General features: G+C 43.1%; 13 protein-coding genes and 1 other annotated feature. Of the genes, 6 read left to right on the forward strand and 7 right to left on the reverse strand.

Annotated elements, in window-relative coordinates:
• Window positions 1–271: 271 nt before the first annotated feature.
• Window positions 272–530 (forward strand) — a binding site (T-box leader).
• Between the two features lie 54 nt (window positions 531–584).
• A complete protein-coding gene (gene trpS / locus PU629_RS02625) occupies window positions 585–1,595 on the forward strand; it encodes a tryptophan--tRNA ligase (protein WP_275282717.1) in 1,011 nt (336 codons plus the stop codon).
• A gap of 382 nt (window positions 1,596–1,977) precedes the next feature.
• Here the strand turns inward: trpS and PU629_RS02630 are convergent, their stop codons facing one another.
• The 3 genes from PU629_RS02630 to PU629_RS02640 all read right to left on the reverse strand — a co-directional run bounded on the left by PU629_RS02630 (window position 1,978) and on the right by PU629_RS02640 (window position 9,216).
• Window positions 1,978–3,999, reverse strand: coding sequence for a penicillin-binding transpeptidase domain-containing protein (locus PU629_RS02630; protein WP_275282718.1), 2,022 nt, complete (start codon window positions 3,997–3,999; stop codon window positions 1,978–1,980).
• Between the two features lie 2,795 nt (window positions 4,000–6,794).
• The gene (locus PU629_RS02635) at window positions 6,795–8,201 is read right to left on the reverse strand and encodes an APC family permease (RefSeq protein WP_275282719.1); all 1,407 of its coding nucleotides are present in this window, start codon (window positions 8,199–8,201) and stop codon (window positions 6,795–6,797) included.
• Window positions 8,202–8,829: 628 nt separating this feature from the next.
• Entirely contained in the window at window positions 8,830–9,216 is a 387-nt protein-coding gene (locus tag PU629_RS02640) for a hypothetical protein (RefSeq protein ID WP_275282720.1), read from the reverse strand.
• Between the two features lie 515 nt (window positions 9,217–9,731).
• Between PU629_RS02640 and PU629_RS02645 the strand changes: the two genes are divergently transcribed.
• Window positions 9,732–10,727 (forward strand): DUF3231 family protein, encoded by a 996-nt coding sequence (locus tag PU629_RS02645; protein ID WP_275282721.1) that lies wholly within the window; start codon window positions 9,732–9,734, stop codon window positions 10,725–10,727.
• A 59-nt stretch (window positions 10,728–10,786) separates the two neighbouring features.
• On the opposite strand, the gene PU629_RS02650 is transcribed toward PU629_RS02645, so the two are convergent.
• Both PU629_RS02650 and PU629_RS02655 read right to left on the reverse strand, forming a co-directional pair.
• On the reverse strand, window positions 10,787–11,635 hold the full coding sequence (locus PU629_RS02650; protein ID WP_275282722.1) for an MBL fold metallo-hydrolase: 849 nt from the start codon (window positions 11,633–11,635) through the stop codon (window positions 10,787–10,789).
• Window positions 11,636–12,132: 497 nt separating this feature from the next.
• Entirely contained in the window at window positions 12,133–12,531 is a 399-nt protein-coding gene (locus PU629_RS02655; RefSeq protein WP_275282723.1) for a MarR family winged helix-turn-helix transcriptional regulator, read from the reverse strand.
• Window positions 12,532–12,664: 133 nt separating this feature from the next.
• Here PU629_RS02655 and sat point away from each other — a divergent pair, with 133 nt between their 5' ends.
• Complete coding sequence (sat, locus tag PU629_RS02660) at window positions 12,665–13,834, forward strand: sulfate adenylyltransferase (protein ID WP_275282724.1); 1,170 nt, start codon at window positions 12,665–12,667, stop codon at window positions 13,832–13,834.
• Between the two features lie 36 nt (window positions 13,835–13,870).
• Here the strand turns inward: sat and PU629_RS02665 are convergent, their stop codons facing one another.
• Both PU629_RS02665 and PU629_RS02670 read right to left on the reverse strand, forming a co-directional pair.
• Window positions 13,871–14,380 carry a CBO0543 family protein gene (locus tag PU629_RS02665; protein WP_275282725.1) on the reverse strand — a complete coding sequence of 170 codons (510 nt, stop codon included), beginning with the start codon at window positions 14,378–14,380 and terminating at the stop codon, window positions 13,871–13,873.
• 317 nt (window positions 14,381–14,697) lie between these two features.
• Window positions 14,698–15,210 carry a hypothetical protein gene (locus tag PU629_RS02670; protein ID WP_275282726.1) on the reverse strand — a complete coding sequence of 171 codons (513 nt, stop codon included), beginning with the start codon at window positions 15,208–15,210 and terminating at the stop codon, window positions 14,698–14,700.
• Window positions 15,211–15,792: 582 nt separating this feature from the next.
• On the opposite strand from PU629_RS02670, the gene PU629_RS02675 reads away from it, so the two are divergent.
• The 3 genes from PU629_RS02675 (at window position 15,793) to PU629_RS02685 (ending at window position 18,619) form a co-directional block, all read left to right on the forward strand.
• Window positions 15,793–16,209: a hypothetical protein gene (locus PU629_RS02675; protein ID WP_275282727.1), complete on the forward strand. Its 417-nt coding sequence runs from the start codon at window positions 15,793–15,795 to the stop codon at window positions 16,207–16,209.
• A 122-nt stretch (window positions 16,210–16,331) separates the two neighbouring features.
• A complete protein-coding gene (locus PU629_RS02680) occupies window positions 16,332–16,808 on the forward strand; it encodes a VanZ family protein (protein WP_275282728.1) in 477 nt (158 codons plus the stop codon).
• Between the two features lie 206 nt (window positions 16,809–17,014).
• The gene (locus tag PU629_RS02685) at window positions 17,015–18,619 is read left to right on the forward strand and encodes a glycoside hydrolase family 25 protein (protein WP_275282729.1); all 1,605 of its coding nucleotides are present in this window, start codon (window positions 17,015–17,017) and stop codon (window positions 18,617–18,619) included.
• Window positions 18,620–18,837: the final 218 nt, after the last annotated feature.

An 18,837-nucleotide genomic window follows, 5' to 3' on the forward strand; every position in this document is an offset into this window, starting at 1 on the left:
CTGGTGCGGCTAATAGCGGGAAAGGGGAAATAGAGGAATGTCGTTACACTAAACCTTGTAAAGTGGTTAAAAAACGGGAAATAGAGGAATGACGTTACGCCTAATTTGGATAGGCGTAACGAGAATACGCTAATACCGAATATCAAGGCCGTTTTCAGAGGGAAGCGTAACGAGAATACGTTATTCGACACGAACGAGGATACATAGCGTAATGAGGATTGACTTTGGAAACGGTAAGATTATAGTATAGGGTAAATACAATTGAATATTAACCTGTCCTATGAAGAGGAGAAGTAGTTGAATTTAGCTTCATTACAGAAAGTTAGGGGAGCTGAGAGCCTAGCAAGAAGGAATTTAATGAATGGACCTCAAAGGAACAAGGGGAAATCGATAATGAGAGTATCTAAGTGGTGGGCTGCACCTTACAGCGGATAGAGTATGTTTGTACTTGAAAATGAGTGGTGTCGTGGTGTGGTTGGCAGTCATGACACAATTTAGGTGGCAACACGGATATCAACTCCGTCCTATTAATTTAGGTCGGAGTTTTTTATATTTTAAAATAAATGCTTAAGGAGAGGAACACGATGGCAAAGGAAATTTTATTAACGGGAGATCGCCCTACAGGTAAGCTTCATATCGGTCACTATATAGGCTCTTTGAAAAATCGCGTTCAGCGACAAGACCAGTACAACAGTTTCATTATGATTGCTGATCAGCAAGCTTTAACCGATAATGCAAGAAATCCCGAAAAAATTAGGATAAACCTTACTGAGGTGGCCTTAGATTACTTAGCGGTAGGCCTTGATCCCGCTAAAGTGACCATCTTTGTTCAATCACAACTTCCAGAGCTCAATGAATTGACTATGCATTATCTTAATTTAGTAACGCTCGCTCGGCTGAAAAGGAATCCGACGGTAAAAAACGAAATTAAGGAAAAGAATTTTAACGAGAGCCTGCCTGCTGGATTTCTGATTTACCCAGTCAGCCAAGCAGCGGATATAACAGCCTTCAAAGCAACGGTGGTTCCAGTTGGCGACGATCAGATACCCATGATCGAGCAAACAAAAGAAATTGTAAGAAGCTTTAATTCGATCTATGAAAAAGAGGTCCTAGTCGAACCCAATGCCTTACTTCCGGAAAAAGGTTCAGGGAGACTGCCTGGTATTGATGGGAAAGCCAAGATGAGTAAATCATTAAATAATGCCATCTACCTGTCAGACTCTCCAGACGTTATTCAAAAAAAGGTCATGTCCATGTACACCGATCCCAATCATATTAGGGTAGAGGATCCGGGTAAATTAGAGAACAACACAGTCTTCACTTACCTGGATGCCTTCTGCTCAGATAAAGTAAAACTCGAAGAAATGAAAGAGCATTATAGAAGAGGCGGCTTAGGAGACGTCAAAGTGAAACGTTATTTGAACGACATCCTCCAAGCAGAATTAGAACCTATTCGAAACAGACGGATAGAGTATGAAAAACAGATCGATTTTGTGTTAGAGATCTTGAAAAAAGGAAGTCAGACTGCACGTGCAGTGGCAGCAGAAACCCTATTTGAGGTAAGAGAAGCAATAGGCATTAATTATTTTAAATAATGAAACGGCAAAAAGTTGCTGGCTTTCCTTTTGATGGCCGAGCGACGGGCCTGTGAGACGACGACACATCAAAGCCCCCACTATTTCGAAGGGCATTTGTGTGTCACAGCAATGCTGATTAGTTGGCTGTCACACTAGATAGGGAAACATTGAGATCCATTCAAAGAATCCAAACAGAGCAAAACTCACCTAATAAATATTAGCTTTAATTCTATAACGTTAAGCTACTCATTGGAAAACGGTTAATAAGGGGAATAGAGTCATACTGTTGCGCTAAGTTATCGAAGCCGCAACGAGATACCTAAATAAAAAAGCCATTCTCGGGAAGGTCATCCTGAGAATGGCTTATATTTATGGGGAATTTGCTAATGCGGCACTGGATTTACTTCATGTCAGCAAAGGCGTTTTTTAGTTTATTGACGACGAAGTGGCTGCCGCCTTTCTTTTGGACATTTTCAATCATCATGGCAACGGTGAGGTGGGGCGCCTTTGTATCCATGGCGACAAACCAACCGTCCTCGCGTCCAGTCGTTCCTTGAGTTTCTTTGTACTCGGCGGTCCCTGTCTTACCAGCGAGTGAGACCCCGCTGATTTGCGGGTTGTAGCCTGTGCCTGACGGGGAGTTGACTACTTGAACGAGATCTTGATAAATGGTGCTTGCAATTTTTGGACTGATGACGTTTTTCTTCCAGTAGGCAGGTGCATCAGACGTTTGGATGAGTCTTGGCTGAATCAGATTGCCTTTATCAACAAAAACCGAGTAGTCGGTGGCAAGATGCAGCGGATTAACGCTCAGCTGGCCTTGGCCGTACCCCGAATTGGCAACGAGCAAGTCGGAGTCCAGTTTTCCGTTCTTAGAAATAGAAGAGGCCTCAAATGGATAATCAATCGGTAATTTCTCGCCAAAACCAAATTGGGTAAGTCCGTCAGCAAAAGCTTTGCCGCCTAACTTAAGAGCGGTCTTGGCAAAATAAATATTATCCGAATAAACCAACGCCTCCTGCAAATTGACACTTGGCAAACTGTCCACCCGGGTCACATGGTAATTTCCCCAAGAACCGTCCTTTTGCCAGGTTGTACCCTTAATTTTAAATGTGTCAGATGGAGTGATGGCCCTATTTTTAAGAGCAATGGCCGCGGTTAAAGGTTTGATAATGGAACCAGGCGTAAAGGTTTGGGTGAAACGATTTGTTAAAGGCTTCTTAGGATCATTTAGCAGTTTTTGATAGTCTGACTGCGACAGGCCGAGAACAAAAGCATTGGGATCAAAGGAAGGGGAACTGACGAGAGCCATGACATCACCGGTTGTCGGATTAATCGCGGCGGCTGTTCCTTCCTCACCTTTAAGTTGATTATAAATGGCTTCTTGCGTCTGGGTGTCGACCGTCAAATGAACATCTTTTCCATTGACCGGCGCTTTCTTAGCGACGGTGGACAATTTATTTCCATCCTTGTCAGTAATGTAAATTTCAGCTCCGTCGTGGGCACGAAGCGTGTTCTCCATGACGAGTTCCAAGCCTTGTTTACCTATGACTGAATGCTCATTGTATCCTTTACTTGCCGGCATTTTATCCAATTGTTCTTTGGTAATTTGACCAACATAGCCAGTAAGCTGGGCGCAGGCTTCACCGCAAGGGTACACTCGAGCCGGTGTTTTTTCCGTTAAAACGCCTGGAAGCTGGCTCGCTTTTTTAATCAAGTCCGTGCTCGAACTGCTCACCGTTTTGATGGGAACAAAGGTCTCCGGCGTCACCCAAGAGGCCTTGAGCTGTTGGCTGATATAATCTTTTGGGAAACCAATGAGTTTTGCAAGGGCAGGGAGGGTTTGATCCTCATGCCCCGACAGTTGTTGGGGATAGAGACCAATCTGAACGGCCTCTCCGTTAATCGCAAGACCCTTGCCATTACGGTCAAAGATCTGGCCGCGAGAAGCAGGTAATGTCGAAACACGGACCAGGTCCCCTTGCTTCAATTTGGAAAGAATCATGGCAGGTGTCCAATCAATGGTCCACTTCATTTGGTCTTTCTTTCCCACTTTATGTAAGGTCGTTTTTCCAGAAAAAGAGACAGGTCCCGCAACGGTAGTCATCTTGACATGATAAGTATAAGCGGTTTTCTCTAGTTTACTCGGATTTTCGGGCTTTTTCGGCTGGTCGAAGGTGACTTTAATGTTAGAGGCGTCCATGCCTTCGTAGATGTTTTTATAACGAGTAACAAAATCCTTTTCTGAGATGGATTTCTTGGATGCACTTGATAAATCCTTATACATACTGGAAAAATGTTGAGCGCCCCAGTCTTTGACAAACGCCTTCATCGCATCTTCCGGTTTGGGTGTCTTGGTACAGCCTGAGACAGCAATGACTAAAAAAAGAACCATGACTGCCCAAGCAACTAATCGTTTCATTTCAATAATCCTCTCTCCTTAATTTTGGCTATATTTGTTCTATCTTAAAATTATAAAACCTTCCTTTTACAAATTATTCTAGCCCATTCCCACCTATAAGTACAATGAACGGATTTCCATTTCAAGGGGTAGTTTATGCCCCAATTGACCTTCTTAAACGGGAGGGGGTGGGTAAATTGTGCTTGTGCTTGGGGCCGGGTGAGAGCTTCTGTGATTTTGCCTCCTTACATGTGGGCCGGGTGAGAGCTTCTGTGATTTTGCTCCCTTGCATGTGGGCCGGCTGAGAGGTTCTGTGATTTTGCTCCTCGCATGTGGGATGGCCAAGAGCTTCTGTGATTTTTGTGTCACCTTTTAAGATTTTTGACAAACCTTCTCGGATTTTTTAGTGACCTTCTCGGATAAATGGAGAACCTTCTAGGATTTTGCTCCCTTGCAGGTGGGCCGAGTGAGAGCTTCTCAGATTTTTGGCTGACCTTTTATGATTTTTGACAAACTTTCTCAGATTTTTTAGTGACCTTCTCGGACAAAAGGGGAAGCTTCTCGGATTTTGCTCCCTTGCAGGTGGGCCGAGTGAGAGCTTCTCAGATTTTTGGCTGACCTTTTATGATTTTTGACAAACTTTCTCAGATTTTTTAGTGACCTTCTAGGATAAATGGGGAAGCTTCTATGATTTTGGCTTCTTGCATGTGGGCCGGTCGAGAGCTTCTCAGATTTTTGGCTGACCTTTTAAGATTTTTGGCCAAGCTTCTCAGATTTTTTGGTGACCTTCTCGGATAAATGGGGAAGCTTCTCAGATTTCGCTCCCTTGCAGGTGGGCCGAGTGAGAGCTTCTATGATTTTTGTGTCACCTTTTAAGATTTTTGGCCAAGCTTCTTAGATTTTTTAGCGACCTTCTCGGATAAATGGAGAACCTTCTAGGATTTCGCTCCCTTGCAGGTGGGCAAGCCGAGAGCTTCTCAGATTTTTGGCAGACCTTTTAGGATTTTTGACAAACCTTCTCAGATTTTTTGGTGACCTTCTAGGATTTCGCTCCCTCGCAGGTGGCCGGGTGAGAGCTTCTGTGATTTTTGTGTCACCTTTTAGGATTTTTGACAAACCTTCTCAGATTTTTTGGCGACCTTCTCGGAAAAATGGGGAAGCTTCTCAGATTTCGCTCCCTTGCAGGTGGGCCGAGTGAGAGCTTCTGTGATTTTTGTGTCACCCTTTAAGATTTTTGACAAACCTTCTCGGATAAGTGGGGAACCTTCTCAGATTTCGCTCCCTTGCAGGTGGGCCGGTCGAGAGCTTCTGTGATATTTGTGTCACCTTTTAAGATTTTTGGCAAACCTTCTCGGATAAATGGGGAACCTTCTCGGGTTTTGCTCCCTTGCAGGTGGGCCGAGTGAGAGCTTCTATGATATTTGTGTCACCTTTTAGGATTTTTGACAAACCTTCTCAGATTTTTTAGTGACCTTCTCGGATAAATGGAGAACCTTCTAGGATTTCGCTCCCTTGCAGGTGGGCAAGCCGAGAGCTTCTCAGATTTTTGGCAGACCTTTTAGGATTTTTGACAAACCTTCTCAGATTTTTTAGTGACCTTCTAGGATAAATGGCCAAGCTTCTCAGATTTTGCTCCCTTGCAGGTGGGCCGAGTGAGAGCTTCTCAGATTTTTGGCTGACCTTTTATGATTTTTGACAAACCTTCTCAGATTTTTTAGTGACCTTCTCGGATAAATGGAGAACCTTCTAGGATTTCGCTCCCTTGCAGGTGGACCGGCTGAGAGCTTCTCAGATTTTTGGCTGACCTTTTATGATGTTTGACAAACTTTCTCGGATCTTTTGGTGACCTTCTCGGATAAGTGGGGAAGCTTCTCAGATTTCGCTCCCTTGCAGGTGGGCTGGCAGAGAGCTTCTCAGATTTTTGGCAGACCTTTTAGGATTTTTGACAAACCTTCTCAGATTTTTTGGTGACCTTCTCGGACAAAAGGGGAAGCTTCTCGGATTTTGCTCCCTTGCAGGTGGGCCGAGTGAGAGCTTCTCAGATTTTTGGCAGACCTTTTAGGATTTTTGGCCAAGCTTCTCGGATTTTTTAGTGACCTTCTCGGATAAATGGGGAAGCTTCTCAGATTTTGCTCCCTTGCATGTGGGCCGGGCGAGAGCTTCTCAGATTTTTGGCTGACCTTTTATGATTTTTGAACAAGCTTCTCAGATTTTTTAGCGACCTTCTCGGACAAAAGGGGAAGCTTCTCAGATTTCGCTCCCTTGCAGGTGGGCCGAGTGAGAGCTTCTGTGATATTTGTGTCACCTTTTAAGATTTTTGGCCAAGCTTCTCAGATTTTTTAGTGACCTTCTCGGATAAATGGCCAACCTTCTAAGATTTCGCTCCCTTGCAGGTGGGCCGGGAGAGAGCTTCTGTGATTTTTGTGTCACCTTTTAAGATTTTTGGCCAAGCTTCTCAGATTTTTTAGTGACCTTCTAGGATAAATGGGGAAGCTTCTATGATTTTGGCTTCTTGCAGGTGGGCTGGCTGAGAGCTTCTATGATTTTTGTGTCACCTTCTCAGATTTTTGACAAACCTTCTCGGATTTTTTGGTGACCTTCTAGGATATAAGGGGAAGCTTCTCAGATTTTTTAGTGATCTTCTCGGATAAATGGTCAATCTTCTAGGATTTCGCGCTGGATGCGTGAGTCTGGCCCAGGGCTTCTCGGATTTTGCGCCTTCCCAAATACTGACCTAACGCCATTGGGCGGCGGGTTAGATAGGAAAAAGGATTCCGCATGGAGGGCAATGCGGAATCCTTTTTAGTAGTGGGGCATTAGCTTGCTTTGTTTATGGGTTTTTCTTTTTCTTTTCCTTTTGTGCCTAGTTGGTAGAACCAGAATCCTAATAGGGCAAAGACGATGGGTCCGATAATAAGGGGAGCGTATTGGGCAACGGTTGTACCTGGTGATGGAATTAACGTTAACAGGATGGTTCCGACGACGGAAAACAATCCGATGCCTGCGATCGAGTAGGCTACCTTATTATTTTTTACCTTGAACGGTCTGATCGTTTGCGTGTCTTGTTTCCGCAATTTGATATAGGCACAGATCAAAAAGACATAAGGAATAAAGAAGGCAAGGGTAGCCATTAAGATCAGCATATTCAAAGCATCCGAAATGGTTGGGACGAATCCGGACAAGATTAAAATGACGGAGACGCCAACGGCTTGCCAAAGAATTAAGTTGGCCGGCATATTGGCCTTATTGATTTTGGTCAATGTTCTAGGAAGCAGGTTTTTCCCGCTTTTATAGAAGACGACAGTTGGATTCAAAATTAAGAAGGACAAGGCTCCGAGCATTGAAATGACAAAGCAGATTCCTAGAATTTGAGTGAGATGAAAAGGTAAATCAAATTGTTTCGTTATCTGGTCCGCAAATAGATAGAGTGCGGTTGCCGTTTGTTTAGGGTCAATGTTAATGACAAATTGGAAGGCGATGGTTCCTAGAATATAAACGCCTCCGATAATGGCAGAAGAGATCCAAATCGTTTTAGGAAATGTTTTTTGTGGTTGATGGACGTCTTCTGCAATCGTTCCAAGCATTTCCATGCCGGAAAAAGCGAACATTAAAGTTGATAAAAACATGACAGTATTCAGTGAAAGATTAGTTGGCATCATGGTGCTTGCTGTAAATTCCGTGGCCGAATGATGGCCGGTAAAAATGCTCACAAAACCAAAACCAAATATCAAAATGACGGGTACGATTAAACCAAGCGGCGTGCCGATAGCTGCAAGCTTTCCGCTCATCTGTGTTCCACGCAACGTTAACAAAGTCATCACCCAAAAAATGATAAGTGAGAGGAGGGTGGTTACCCATGTATTATTAATCAGTTGTTGCTGGTTAATGGCATACGCAATATTGACCGTTATGCCTAGGAGAAGGGACGGATAATACGTGAAATTCGCCACCCAATAAAACCAGCCGCACAGGAAGCTTGCCTTTTCACCAAATGCACGCTCTACCCATGCTGTGACACCGCCCTGGTCCGGGTAAGTCGTTGATAATTCCGCTACGATCAAACTTATGGGAATAAAATATAATAAGGCCGCGATCACCCAAAAAAGGATGGCAGAAGGACCGACTGTTGCGGCAAACGGAATGTTTTTCAAGCCTAATATAGTATTGATACTAATAATGGTTAAGGCGAAAACCCCAAGCTTCTTTCTTTCTGTCATTTTCATGATGGCTTCTCTCTTTTCTCTTATGATTCGATTAAGATGAACGTTATCATGGTACATAAGAAGGGTCAATCCGTTTGGTTAAAATAGCATTATTAAATGTATTAAGCTTTTTGCGTCAATTCAAAGTGTTTGGGTTTTGGAAGGGAATTCTTTGTGGGATGGGATCCTTGCCTTGCTATGTACGATAAAAAAAGAGCCTCTAGCGTATACGAACACCTAGAGGACTCTGCTATTAAGCGCTCATAAAAAGATGGCGATTTAGACAATTCGAATAAACGGAGCCCCAAAAGTTAGACTTTTGACCCCACCTCTAAAAAAGTAGCGACACTCTACCATTTTTTATCCAAGGACTTCTCAGTATTTCTCCGAATACGCCAAATCAAATACTCCGTCTGTAACTGTGACCAAACAAAACCACCAATCATTAAAGCGATATACATTTTTCGATCCTGTTTATTTTCAATACGCCTATTCCTGCCAAGGACGGAAAAAGAAGCAATAAACGTGACCACGACATGAATAATAATAGAAACAAAATATAGAGTTCTCAAGTTAGATCACCGACTCAAGGATTTTGTTCTTATTATGTCAGCAAATCAGTTTTCTATGTGTCATAGGATAGAGACTCTTAAAAATGTGCATCGTCTATTTCGAGCGGAAGGCGCGCTTGCCCACCATTTTTCTTGTGCGCATGGCGATTTTCGTGTGCAAGGTTGGTTTGCCCACCATTTTTTTGTGGCGGACGGCGATTTTCGAGTGCAGGGGTGGTTTGCCCACCATTTTCCTTGGGCATACGGAGATTTTCGTGTGCAAGGTTGGTTTGCCCACCATTTTTTTGTGGCGGACGGCGATTTTCGAGTGCAGGGGTGGTTTGCCCACCATTTTCCTTGGGCATACGGAGATTTTCGTGTGCAAGTGTGGTTTGCCCACCATTTTTCTTGTGCGCGGCCATTTTCGAGCGGAAGGCGCGCTTGCCCACCATTTCCCTTGAGTGTGTGGCCATTTTCGTGTGCAAGTGTCGCATGCCCCTCATTTTTTTGTGGCGCACAGCCATTTTCGAGTGCAAGGCTCGCTTGCTTACCATTCATTGCCTACGGGGGAGGGAGCATCTATTAATTTTTTGTGTAATGGAAGCTCCAATGCACAGGTAAAGAGGTGTTTCTTTCGATTAGTGGGCAATGAAGGCACCGACGCACACACCGCACACGAGGAAGGCAACGCCAACCTGAAAGAGGAAATGGTAGTTTGGCTAGGACAAAAGTACTCTATTGTGAGAATGTAACATATTTATGTATTTTTTTGGGATATTAAAGGATAGTTAAGTATAGTCAGGGGTGAACGTTGTGAAGAGAGTATTTTGGTTGGTTATTGCGGCTACTCTTTGTTTCATTTTGATCGACAGCAGGAGATCGAATCGATTTCGCTATTGGTTTTATTATTTGCGAAGACATCCTTTGTATTCTTTAAGAGAAAAGTTCAATTATGATCGCTAACTGATCTTTTATTTAAGAAAGAAAGGGAGATTTGTTGTTGAGTAGAACAGGTGAGCAGTTAACGGCAACGGAAATGGGGAAGCTTTGGGCTTCTTATCTTGGAAATTCAATGGGGGCATGCACGATTGGTTATTTTCTCAAACACGTGGATGACCCGGACATTAAGAAAATTCTAGAATTTGCTCTGGATTTGAGTCATGACTTTACCCGTACTATAAAAAAGATATTTGAAGAAAATGATTTTCCTGTTCCCGTTGGTTTTAAGGAAGAAGATGTTAATTGGGAGGCACCGAGATTATTCTATGATGAGTTTTACCTCCATTATTTACAGTACGTGGGAAAAGCAGGGATGAGTATATACAGTGTCGGGATTCCTTTGATCACCAATACGGCAATCAGGGATTTCATTGTTCATTGTCTTCATGAGACGACGAGATTAATGATGATGGTGAATGATCTTCTAAAGGCAAAAGGAAGATTGGAAAATGCGCCAAGTGTTACAAGTCCAAGACGAATTGATTATGTGGACAAGCAGAGCTTTCTGAAAGGCTATTTTGGAGATGTGAGACCACTTCATGGGTTAGAAGTGGCTCATCTATTTGGTTGTATTAATAATGATGTGACCAGTAAGGCGCTGATGCTTGGGTTTCTTCAAGGGGCTAAAACGGAAAAGGTGAAAAATTATTTCAAACGAGGTATTCGGCTCAATCAGAAACATATCGATAAGCTCTCGGCTAAGCTGAATGAAGATAACCTGCCAGCTCCGTCGTTACTAGACCATTTAGTGACGCCATCTAAAATACAGGTCTTTTCAGAAAAACTCATGATGTTCCATAAAATCGATATGTTTTCAATGAAAATTAGAGAATATGCCAATGGCGCTTCCCTTAATGGAAGAAGGGATATTGGAGCCATGTATACGAAATGTCAGATTGATGTGTCATTATATGTGGAAGACGGCGCCAACATCATGATCGATCATGCCTGGATGGAGCAGCCACCATTAATGATTGATCGCGGGATAAAAAAGTAAACGAGTGAAACGCAGGGACGGTTCTCCTGTTTCAGAAACAGGAGAACCGTCCCTTTGTCTCAATGATCGACATAGCGCCCGTGGTTGGGTAAGGCAATGGTGTCAAAATCCTTGGCTAGTTTTTCGAGGTTTTCGGCGAGCCAAGGACCAAAGGCAGGGCGTCCGTGTCCTGTGATAGTATAGTTTGGTTTTAAGGCAAAAAGAGCCTGAACCGATTTCTTGGCTTGCTCCCAATCGGTTGTTAAATAGCGGGGAGGCCCATAAATTTCAAGATCTTGTGTAATAACGTCCCAAAGATAATCCTGTCGGGTGGTGGTAAACGCATCTCCCGCAATCAAGAAGTGGTCGCTGTCCCGAAATAAGGAAATATGACCGGGAGAATGTCCAGGCGTCGGAATCCATCTCCAGCCAATTAGTCCTGGTACCGACCCGTCCTCAGGTAATGGATGAACTTTATCACCAAGGTTAATCGGCTCAGTGGGATACATAAACGATAACCTAGAGGACAAACCGCCTTCAACGCTAGAGTCCGGTCTTGGATAACTCTTTTGTCCTGTTAAATAAGGAAGCTCAAGCTCATGCGCAAAGACAGGGACCTCCCATTCGTTTACCAAGTCGATCAGTGCGCCAACATGGTCAAAATGTCCATGAGTCAGAACAATAAAAGTCGGTTTGGCTCCTTCGCCAAACATCTCCTCAACCTCTTTGATAATCATCTTCTCAGAATTGGGCATTCCAGCGTCGACAAGGACAAAGTCATTGCCTTCACCGGGCGATCCTACCATGCACAAATTGACAATCTTAGTTGTCAAACAATAGACATCGGCTGCCACTTGCTGTCCCTTGCCGTGTGCCACCGAGCTGACAGGAATGAATCGGTCAGTTGACGAGCTCCCTTGTATATCCATGGACACACCCCTTCTCTAATTTGAATACTGTCTTTTTGGCTGTCTAACGGACTCATGTCCGCTAGACTTTGAAATCCGGGGTCGGCTCCTGTAACGGACATCTGGCCCATTTAGGCGATCCGTTCACCTTGTAACTTTGACTCCGGTCAGATGGCCAATAGTAGAACCTGTCCTGTCGTCCTACGAATCGCTTGACATTAGGCAGCCGCCCTGCCGACGACGTCCTGCGAATCGCTTGGCATTAGGCAGCCGCCCTGTCTCGTCGTCCTACGATCCGCCCGGCATCTGTCAGCCGGCCGGGTTGCTGTTCCATCGTGGACTTCTTCTTGAAGTGCTGCATGCCGGCTTGCGGGAGTCTTTTGGACTAGATATCGGTTGTTCTCTATATAGTTACTATTCGTCAACCGTGGAATATTATGCGCTAAATTAGTGCGATCCACCGCTTGGCCATTAAGGCATTTTTAGAGAATGACTTTTGGGTGTCCATTTCAGCAAAGTTAGTTCTCATCAAATTTTTTTAAGAATTGAATCCGGTTGATTTCTTCGAGGTGAACTTCGGAGAGGCGCTCTAAAATCTTTTCCCCTTTACTTGTTAGTTCGACTAACACACTTCTTCCATCTGCCGGATTTTTTTTGCGATGGACTAACTCTAACTGCTCACAGCGATCGATGAGTCCCACACAAGAATGATGGGTAATCTGGAGCCTTTCTGCCAACTCGCGCGGAGTGGCAGCATTTCGATTGGGAAATCCCATTATCGCTAATAGTAATTGATGCTGCTGCGGGGTAATCCCGACTTCACGAGCAGCAGATTCACTAAAATTGAGGAACTTCCGTAATTGATATCTGAACTCAGAGAGATAGATATAGACATCTTTTGAAAGTGGCTTTTTCATAACGATCAACCTTCCTTATCTATCGATGATTATATCGTAAAAAGATAAGGATTGAAATTTATATCGTAATACGATACAATTTTTAAAAAGTATTAATCCGATTGTTTTTCTAGGGATTAGAGGAGGAGACAAAATGACACTTAGTGTACCGCATGGAGGAAAGCTGGTTGACCAAATTGTAAGAGAGCCGGATCAAAGAGATTTATTATTAAGAGCAGCAGGACAAATGATGAAAATTACAGTGGATTCCGCTAACTTAAATGATATTCATTGTATAGGGATAGGGGCCTTTTCCCCAATTAAAGGATTTATGAAAGAAGAGGATTATATAAGTGTTGTCAATGAGTTGAGGTTAGCGTCAGGGTTGATTTGGAGTATTCCCATTACCCTTGCCATAACAGAGGAACAAAGCCAACAGATTCCTATAGGGGATTCGGTCGCTTTACAGTCAAAAGAGGGAAACATCGTTGCCATACTTAAAGTAGAAGATAAATACACGCCTGATAAACAATTAGAAGCACTCAATGTTTATAAAACAACTGAGACTGCTCACCCAGGGGTCAAACGGATTATGGATCGCCCAGATATTTATATTGGAGGGGAAATTCAAGTCCTTGAAGAACCAACTGGAGCCCCTTTTGAACCTTTTTTCTTTACCCCAAAAGACACAAGAGAGAGGTTTCAAGAGAAAAACTGGAAGACGGTAGTTGGATTTCAAACGCGTAATCCGGTTCACAGAGCCCATGAGTACATACAAAAGACAGCCCTTGAGTCAGTGGACGGGTTATTCCTCAATCCTTTAGTGGGAGAAACGAAAGCCGATGACATTCCAGCGGATATCCGAATGGAAAGCTATCAAGTCTTACTCAAAAATTATTACCCAACAGAAAGAAGTATGCTCGGGATCTTCCCAGCTGCGATGCGCTATGCCGGTCCAAGGGAAGCGATCTATCATGCCATGATCCGCAAAAATTATGGGTGTACGCATTTTATTGTCGGACGTGATCACGCAGGTGTAGGGAATTATTATGGGACCTATGAGGCACAAGAAATATTTAGTCAATTTACAAAAGAGGAACTCGGAATTGAGCTCTTCTTCTTTGAACATAGCTTCTATTGCTACAAATGCAAGGGGATGGCTTCCAATAAAACATGCCCACATACGAAGGAAGACCGCGTCATCCTATCTGGAACCAAGGTTAGGAAAATGTTAGCTGAAGGAATCATGCCACCACCTGAATTTTCTCGGCGTGAAGTAGTGGAAGTCTTAATTAAAGGATTAAAACAAAGACAAACTATTTAACGCTCACAGATGATGGATTCCGGCAAAGTCTTTGATTCATTTCATGGAACTAAAAGGAATTCTGAAACAATAAAGAAAAAAAAGCACACAAATAAAACTGATAATGTAGGCAGAAATAGGCCGCTTATGATGCAGGTTTAACATCAGATACATTAACGAATAGAGAAGTAAGGACCAGCCTATGCCCCAACCGTTCTTATAAATGATAAAACGATTGGTGATACAGTATTCAATTAGAGTGGAACCAAGGACCCAGCAAGCAACATAAAGAAATTGCCATTTAAGGTTCTCTGGAAAATGGCTGAGATAGATTAAGGTGATAGTTGGTAAAACAACAAAAATAGTTAATAAGGTCATAAAAGTATGTTTGGGTATTAAGCCGGGCAGATATTCCCACAACGAGTGGTTGTAGGCAAGGATTTCATAAGTCAGATTCATCATTGAAACATAAAGCATAGTCGTATGGTAGGATTGCCAGTGCTTCCAATCACCGAAAAAATAAGTCAATAAGGCAGATATAATAATGATCACAACAGAGGCTAGCACGGGACCACCTTCCTTAATTTTACTAGCCTATCCACTTTAATAGAGAAAATTAATTGGTAATTTGAACCAATTATAAGTTTTGATGGTTTGTGAGAGGAAAAGGTTATTTTTGTTGGAATTGGCGGCTTCTTTGGAGACTACGGAGAAATTTGGAAGAGACGTGGCTGAGATTGAGCCTAAATGAGGATTAAGTAAGCGGCGAGTTTTGATGCACCTGATATCAAGGGGCTGAAACTCGCCTTTTGGTTTTTATAAAGAAGCAGGCTTACAGACCATCGATGAAGCGATATCACCTACCATCGGAGCTGTCTACGTCCTCAATATCCAGGGGCGTTCTTTTCCTTCTCCTCAATTACACGCTTCACGATCTCGTAGCACTCATTAATGTGGAGATGCCCGGCGATTTTCATCGAGGTAAATCCAATTCCGGCAGCTGCGATGGGACCGATAAAAGGGACGAATTTACCCAATGATTTAGCCGCCTCTTTTCCTGCCTGCTTTTTCAAATTTTTGAGAGCGATCTTCTTTAAAACGGAAATGCCGCGCTTCTTTAAGTAGTCATAAATGAGCTTTTTGCCGGTCTTATCTAACACCGTATAAATAATCGATTGGGAAACGTCATCTAACTCGTCCACGATCTCTGGCGTCAAACCAAACTTGGCATTTATCTTATTGGTTAGGTTCATTAAGATTCCAAAGTCAGAGGCAATGTCGACGCCGGGAAGAGGGATGGCCGAGATCGCCCCTGAAGCCGCCGCCCGCTTATTCACCATCGAAATGCACGCTCTCTTTATACGATCTAACTCCTCAATGCTCGCTGGAAAGCTCATACCTTCACCCTTTATATTGTGAATGAAATTATATAAATTAGTCTCTGCTTTTTAATAGGAATCATTCAATTTTGAAACGCGGCTGAAACGCGGGGGCACTGAAACGCGGGGACGGTTCTCCCGTTTCAATGAAGCGTCTCCAACTGAAACGCAGGGACGGTTCTCCCGTTTCAATGAAGCGTCTCCAACTAAAACGCGGGGACGGTTCTCCCGTTTCAATGAAGCGTCTCCAACTGAAACGCGGGGACGGTTCTCCCGTTTCAATGAAGCGTCTCCAACTAAAACGCAGGGACGGTTCTCCCGTTTCAATGAAGCGTCTCCAACTGAAACGCAGGGACGGTTCTCCCGTTTCAATGAAGCACCTCCAACTAGGCATATCAGGGTGTTAGGCACAGCAGAAAGTATTAAACAAACGTTTGATTAATGTATCCAGTACTCGATTAAAAGTGTAATTATGAAGTGTTGCTGGTCTCGTTTATATTATGGGAAAAATTATTTATTTGGAGACGATTTCATTTTATTTGTTCCCACAATAGGCTCTAAAAAAGTGGTACACTTATTTGATAGAAAGAAGGTGGTAGAGTGAAGAAGTTGATCACCATTTTTGTTGCGTTAGTGATTGTGGGGATACTGATCTGGTTTGGTTATAAAGAGGCAACGAATTATGTCGCTCAGAAAGTCGTTAACAAAGTGAGCCGGTCTCTGACACCAGAAGAAGTCGCTAAGTTGACGAATAATCCAGAATTGATACAGGAAGCCCAAGCCCATACACTTAAGCTTGATCCAAACCATCTCACTTTACAAGATAAAAAAGCACTCGTTAGTATCGTAACTAACGATTTCTCAGCAGCAGACCTCAAGGATATTGCCGTTAGAATAGCAAGAGGGAATTTAACACAAGCGGACAAGCAACAGCTCGTTGCTCAATATAAATCTAAGTTCTCACCACAAGACATCGACACACTCAAATCCCTTGCCGTTAAGATGATCGATAAGTGAAACGCAGGGAAACGCGGGGACGGTTCTCTCGTTTCATTAAGGGGAAACGCAGGGACGGTTGTCCTGTTCCAGTGAAGCGAGCAACAGAATAGCACTAAAAAATTGAACACTAGGAGAGGGCTATGTTAAAGGTTATAAAAGCAATACTCTTAATTGGCTCTTTGATTTTTATCTACCATTTCACGATGACGCCCACCGCAAATTTAGGGATCGGAACCAGTGCAACAGGAGGGGTCAATCTGGATCCATTTAAAATAATGGATGATTATCACCAGGCAAACGCCAGATATTTTATTATCAATGAGTTCGGCAATGTGGCTTTATTCATGCCGTTTGGCTTTTTTCTTCCGATGACTTTTAAGAAAATTAGAGCGTTTATGTTGGTTGTCTTTATAGGCTGCTTGTTGTCAATTTGTATCGAGCTCGCTCAATTAAAAATGCCAACAAGATGGACAGACATTGACGATGTCATTTTAAATACCACGGGTGCAGCACTCGGATGTATCGTTTTTAAGATTCTTCATTTATTTTATAAAATTCTTGAATTCATTTGGCGGCCAAGAAAGCCAAAGCGTCAATATAAGCATATGGCAAAATAAGAATTTAGAAAAAGAACACCCAATCGTAACTGATTTGGGTGTTCTTTTTTATTTATGCTAACTTTCAAAGGAAGTTTTGGAAATTCTAAGATCCTTTCTTAAACTTGGGTACATTTACTCATTTATTCTCCTTTTCACCATTTGTTGATAAATTTCATAGATTCATTGTTTATAATAGTCATTGTTAATAGAAAGGATGGAGCAGATTGCAAAGGTTAATTTTTATGTTGTTTGCGGGTTTCTTGTTATTCTCGCTTGGTTTTACAAGAGATGCTTCCGCCGCATCCAAGATGTATACGTGGACGCCGTCAAATCTTTATAAAGCAGCAACCGGGACGGCCTATTCTGCAAAAATTAATAGCGGTACAGCAGTAACGATTTACAGCAAATCGGGCAGCCGCTACAAAGTAAGTGCAGGCGGAAAAACAGGCTATATCCAAGCGTATAATATAACGGGCACAAAGACGAAGAAGACGGTCTATTTATCTTCCAAATTGTATACAACATCTTCTCACACTAAGTCTACCCATGTGTTAGCAGTCAACAAGACTGTATATGTTAAGGAAAGTGCAAATAGTATGTACCATGTCCATGTCATCGGCACTAATCAAAATGGTTGGATTTATAAAAGCCATTTTATCAAGCCGCAGGCAAAATATACATGGACCCCGTCCAAGCTATACACCTCTGCAACAGGAACATCGTATAAAAAGAAGGTTAACAGTGGAAAGGCTATAACAACCTTTAACGAGTCAAACGGTCGTTATCAGGTTACAGTTAGCGGGAGCACCGGTTATATCGTAGCCAACAACATAACCGGCACGCTGACGAAAAAAACGTTTTATGCGACTTCCAAACTGTATACGAACTCTTCCCATACAAAATATACATCGGTCCTCTCACCTAATGAACAAGTGTATGTGAAAGAAAGTGGAAATGGAATGTACCATGTCCATGTTATTGGCACAAATAAAAACGGCTGGATCTACAAGAGCCATTTTACAAAACCGGCCACAACGCCAAGCAGTGGGACAACGAGTTTGACACCGCCAAGCGGCGGAACACCAAGCGCGACGCCGCCAAGCAGCGGTTCTTCGGCTCCGCCAAGCAGTGGCACCACGAATTCGACGCCGCCAAGCAGTGGGACAACGAGTTCAACAACACCAAGCACAACGCCATCCACTACAACGTTAAATGGGTTGGATGTCAGCCACTATCAATCACTTACACAGACAAGTTTTAACAATCTTAAAAGTGATGGATACAGCTTTGTCATTATTAAAGCAACCGAAGGAACAACTTATACGGATCCGCAATTTTATACTTACTATAAGTATGCACGAAATGCTGGTTTATCGGTTCATGCCTATCATATGATCGGCAATTCGGCAGCAACAGCTGACCAGCAAATTGCGGAAGCGGAGCATTTTAATGATGTATTGTCCCAGACACAAGCACAAACTGGCTATGCTTTTACCGGCTATGCCTTTGAAGATGTGGAACAAACTCCAACCAACGGCATTGATTCAGACTGGTGGGAGAATGACTCTCCGGCATGCGTCAGTTCCTTTTTGAATGAACTGCAGGCGCTCGGGCAGACAAAAGTAGGAGTTTATGCAGCCTATTGGTATTGGACAACTTATCTCGAGAACAATACCAACACTTGGCCAAGCGATACAAAAATCTGGCTGGCCCGCTATAACACCACACTCGGGATGAATGCGGACATTTGGCAGTACACAAGCACCGGAACAATCGACGGTATTTCCGGTAATATCGATCTCGATGTCAGTTATGACAGTAATTTTTAATCTATTTAATCGCCCCTTGGTTCCTATCCGAACCGGGGGTTTTTTATGTAAAAAAATAAGGGGAACGGTGCAGCCGATCAAGGTCGAATATCGAGCGAGCCAGAATCATACCCTGGTAAAACGGGCCGTTTCACTGGCAGAAGTTTTCTAGAAATAGTAGGTTTATTGACAGTTAATTAAGGGAAGAGGGTAATGGGAGCACTTTCTCTTAGGGTGCA

The sequence above is a fragment of the Pullulanibacillus sp. KACC 23026 genome (assembly GCF_029094525.1).
Classification (GTDB): Bacteria; Bacillota; Bacilli; order Bacillales; family Sporolactobacillaceae; genus KACC-23026.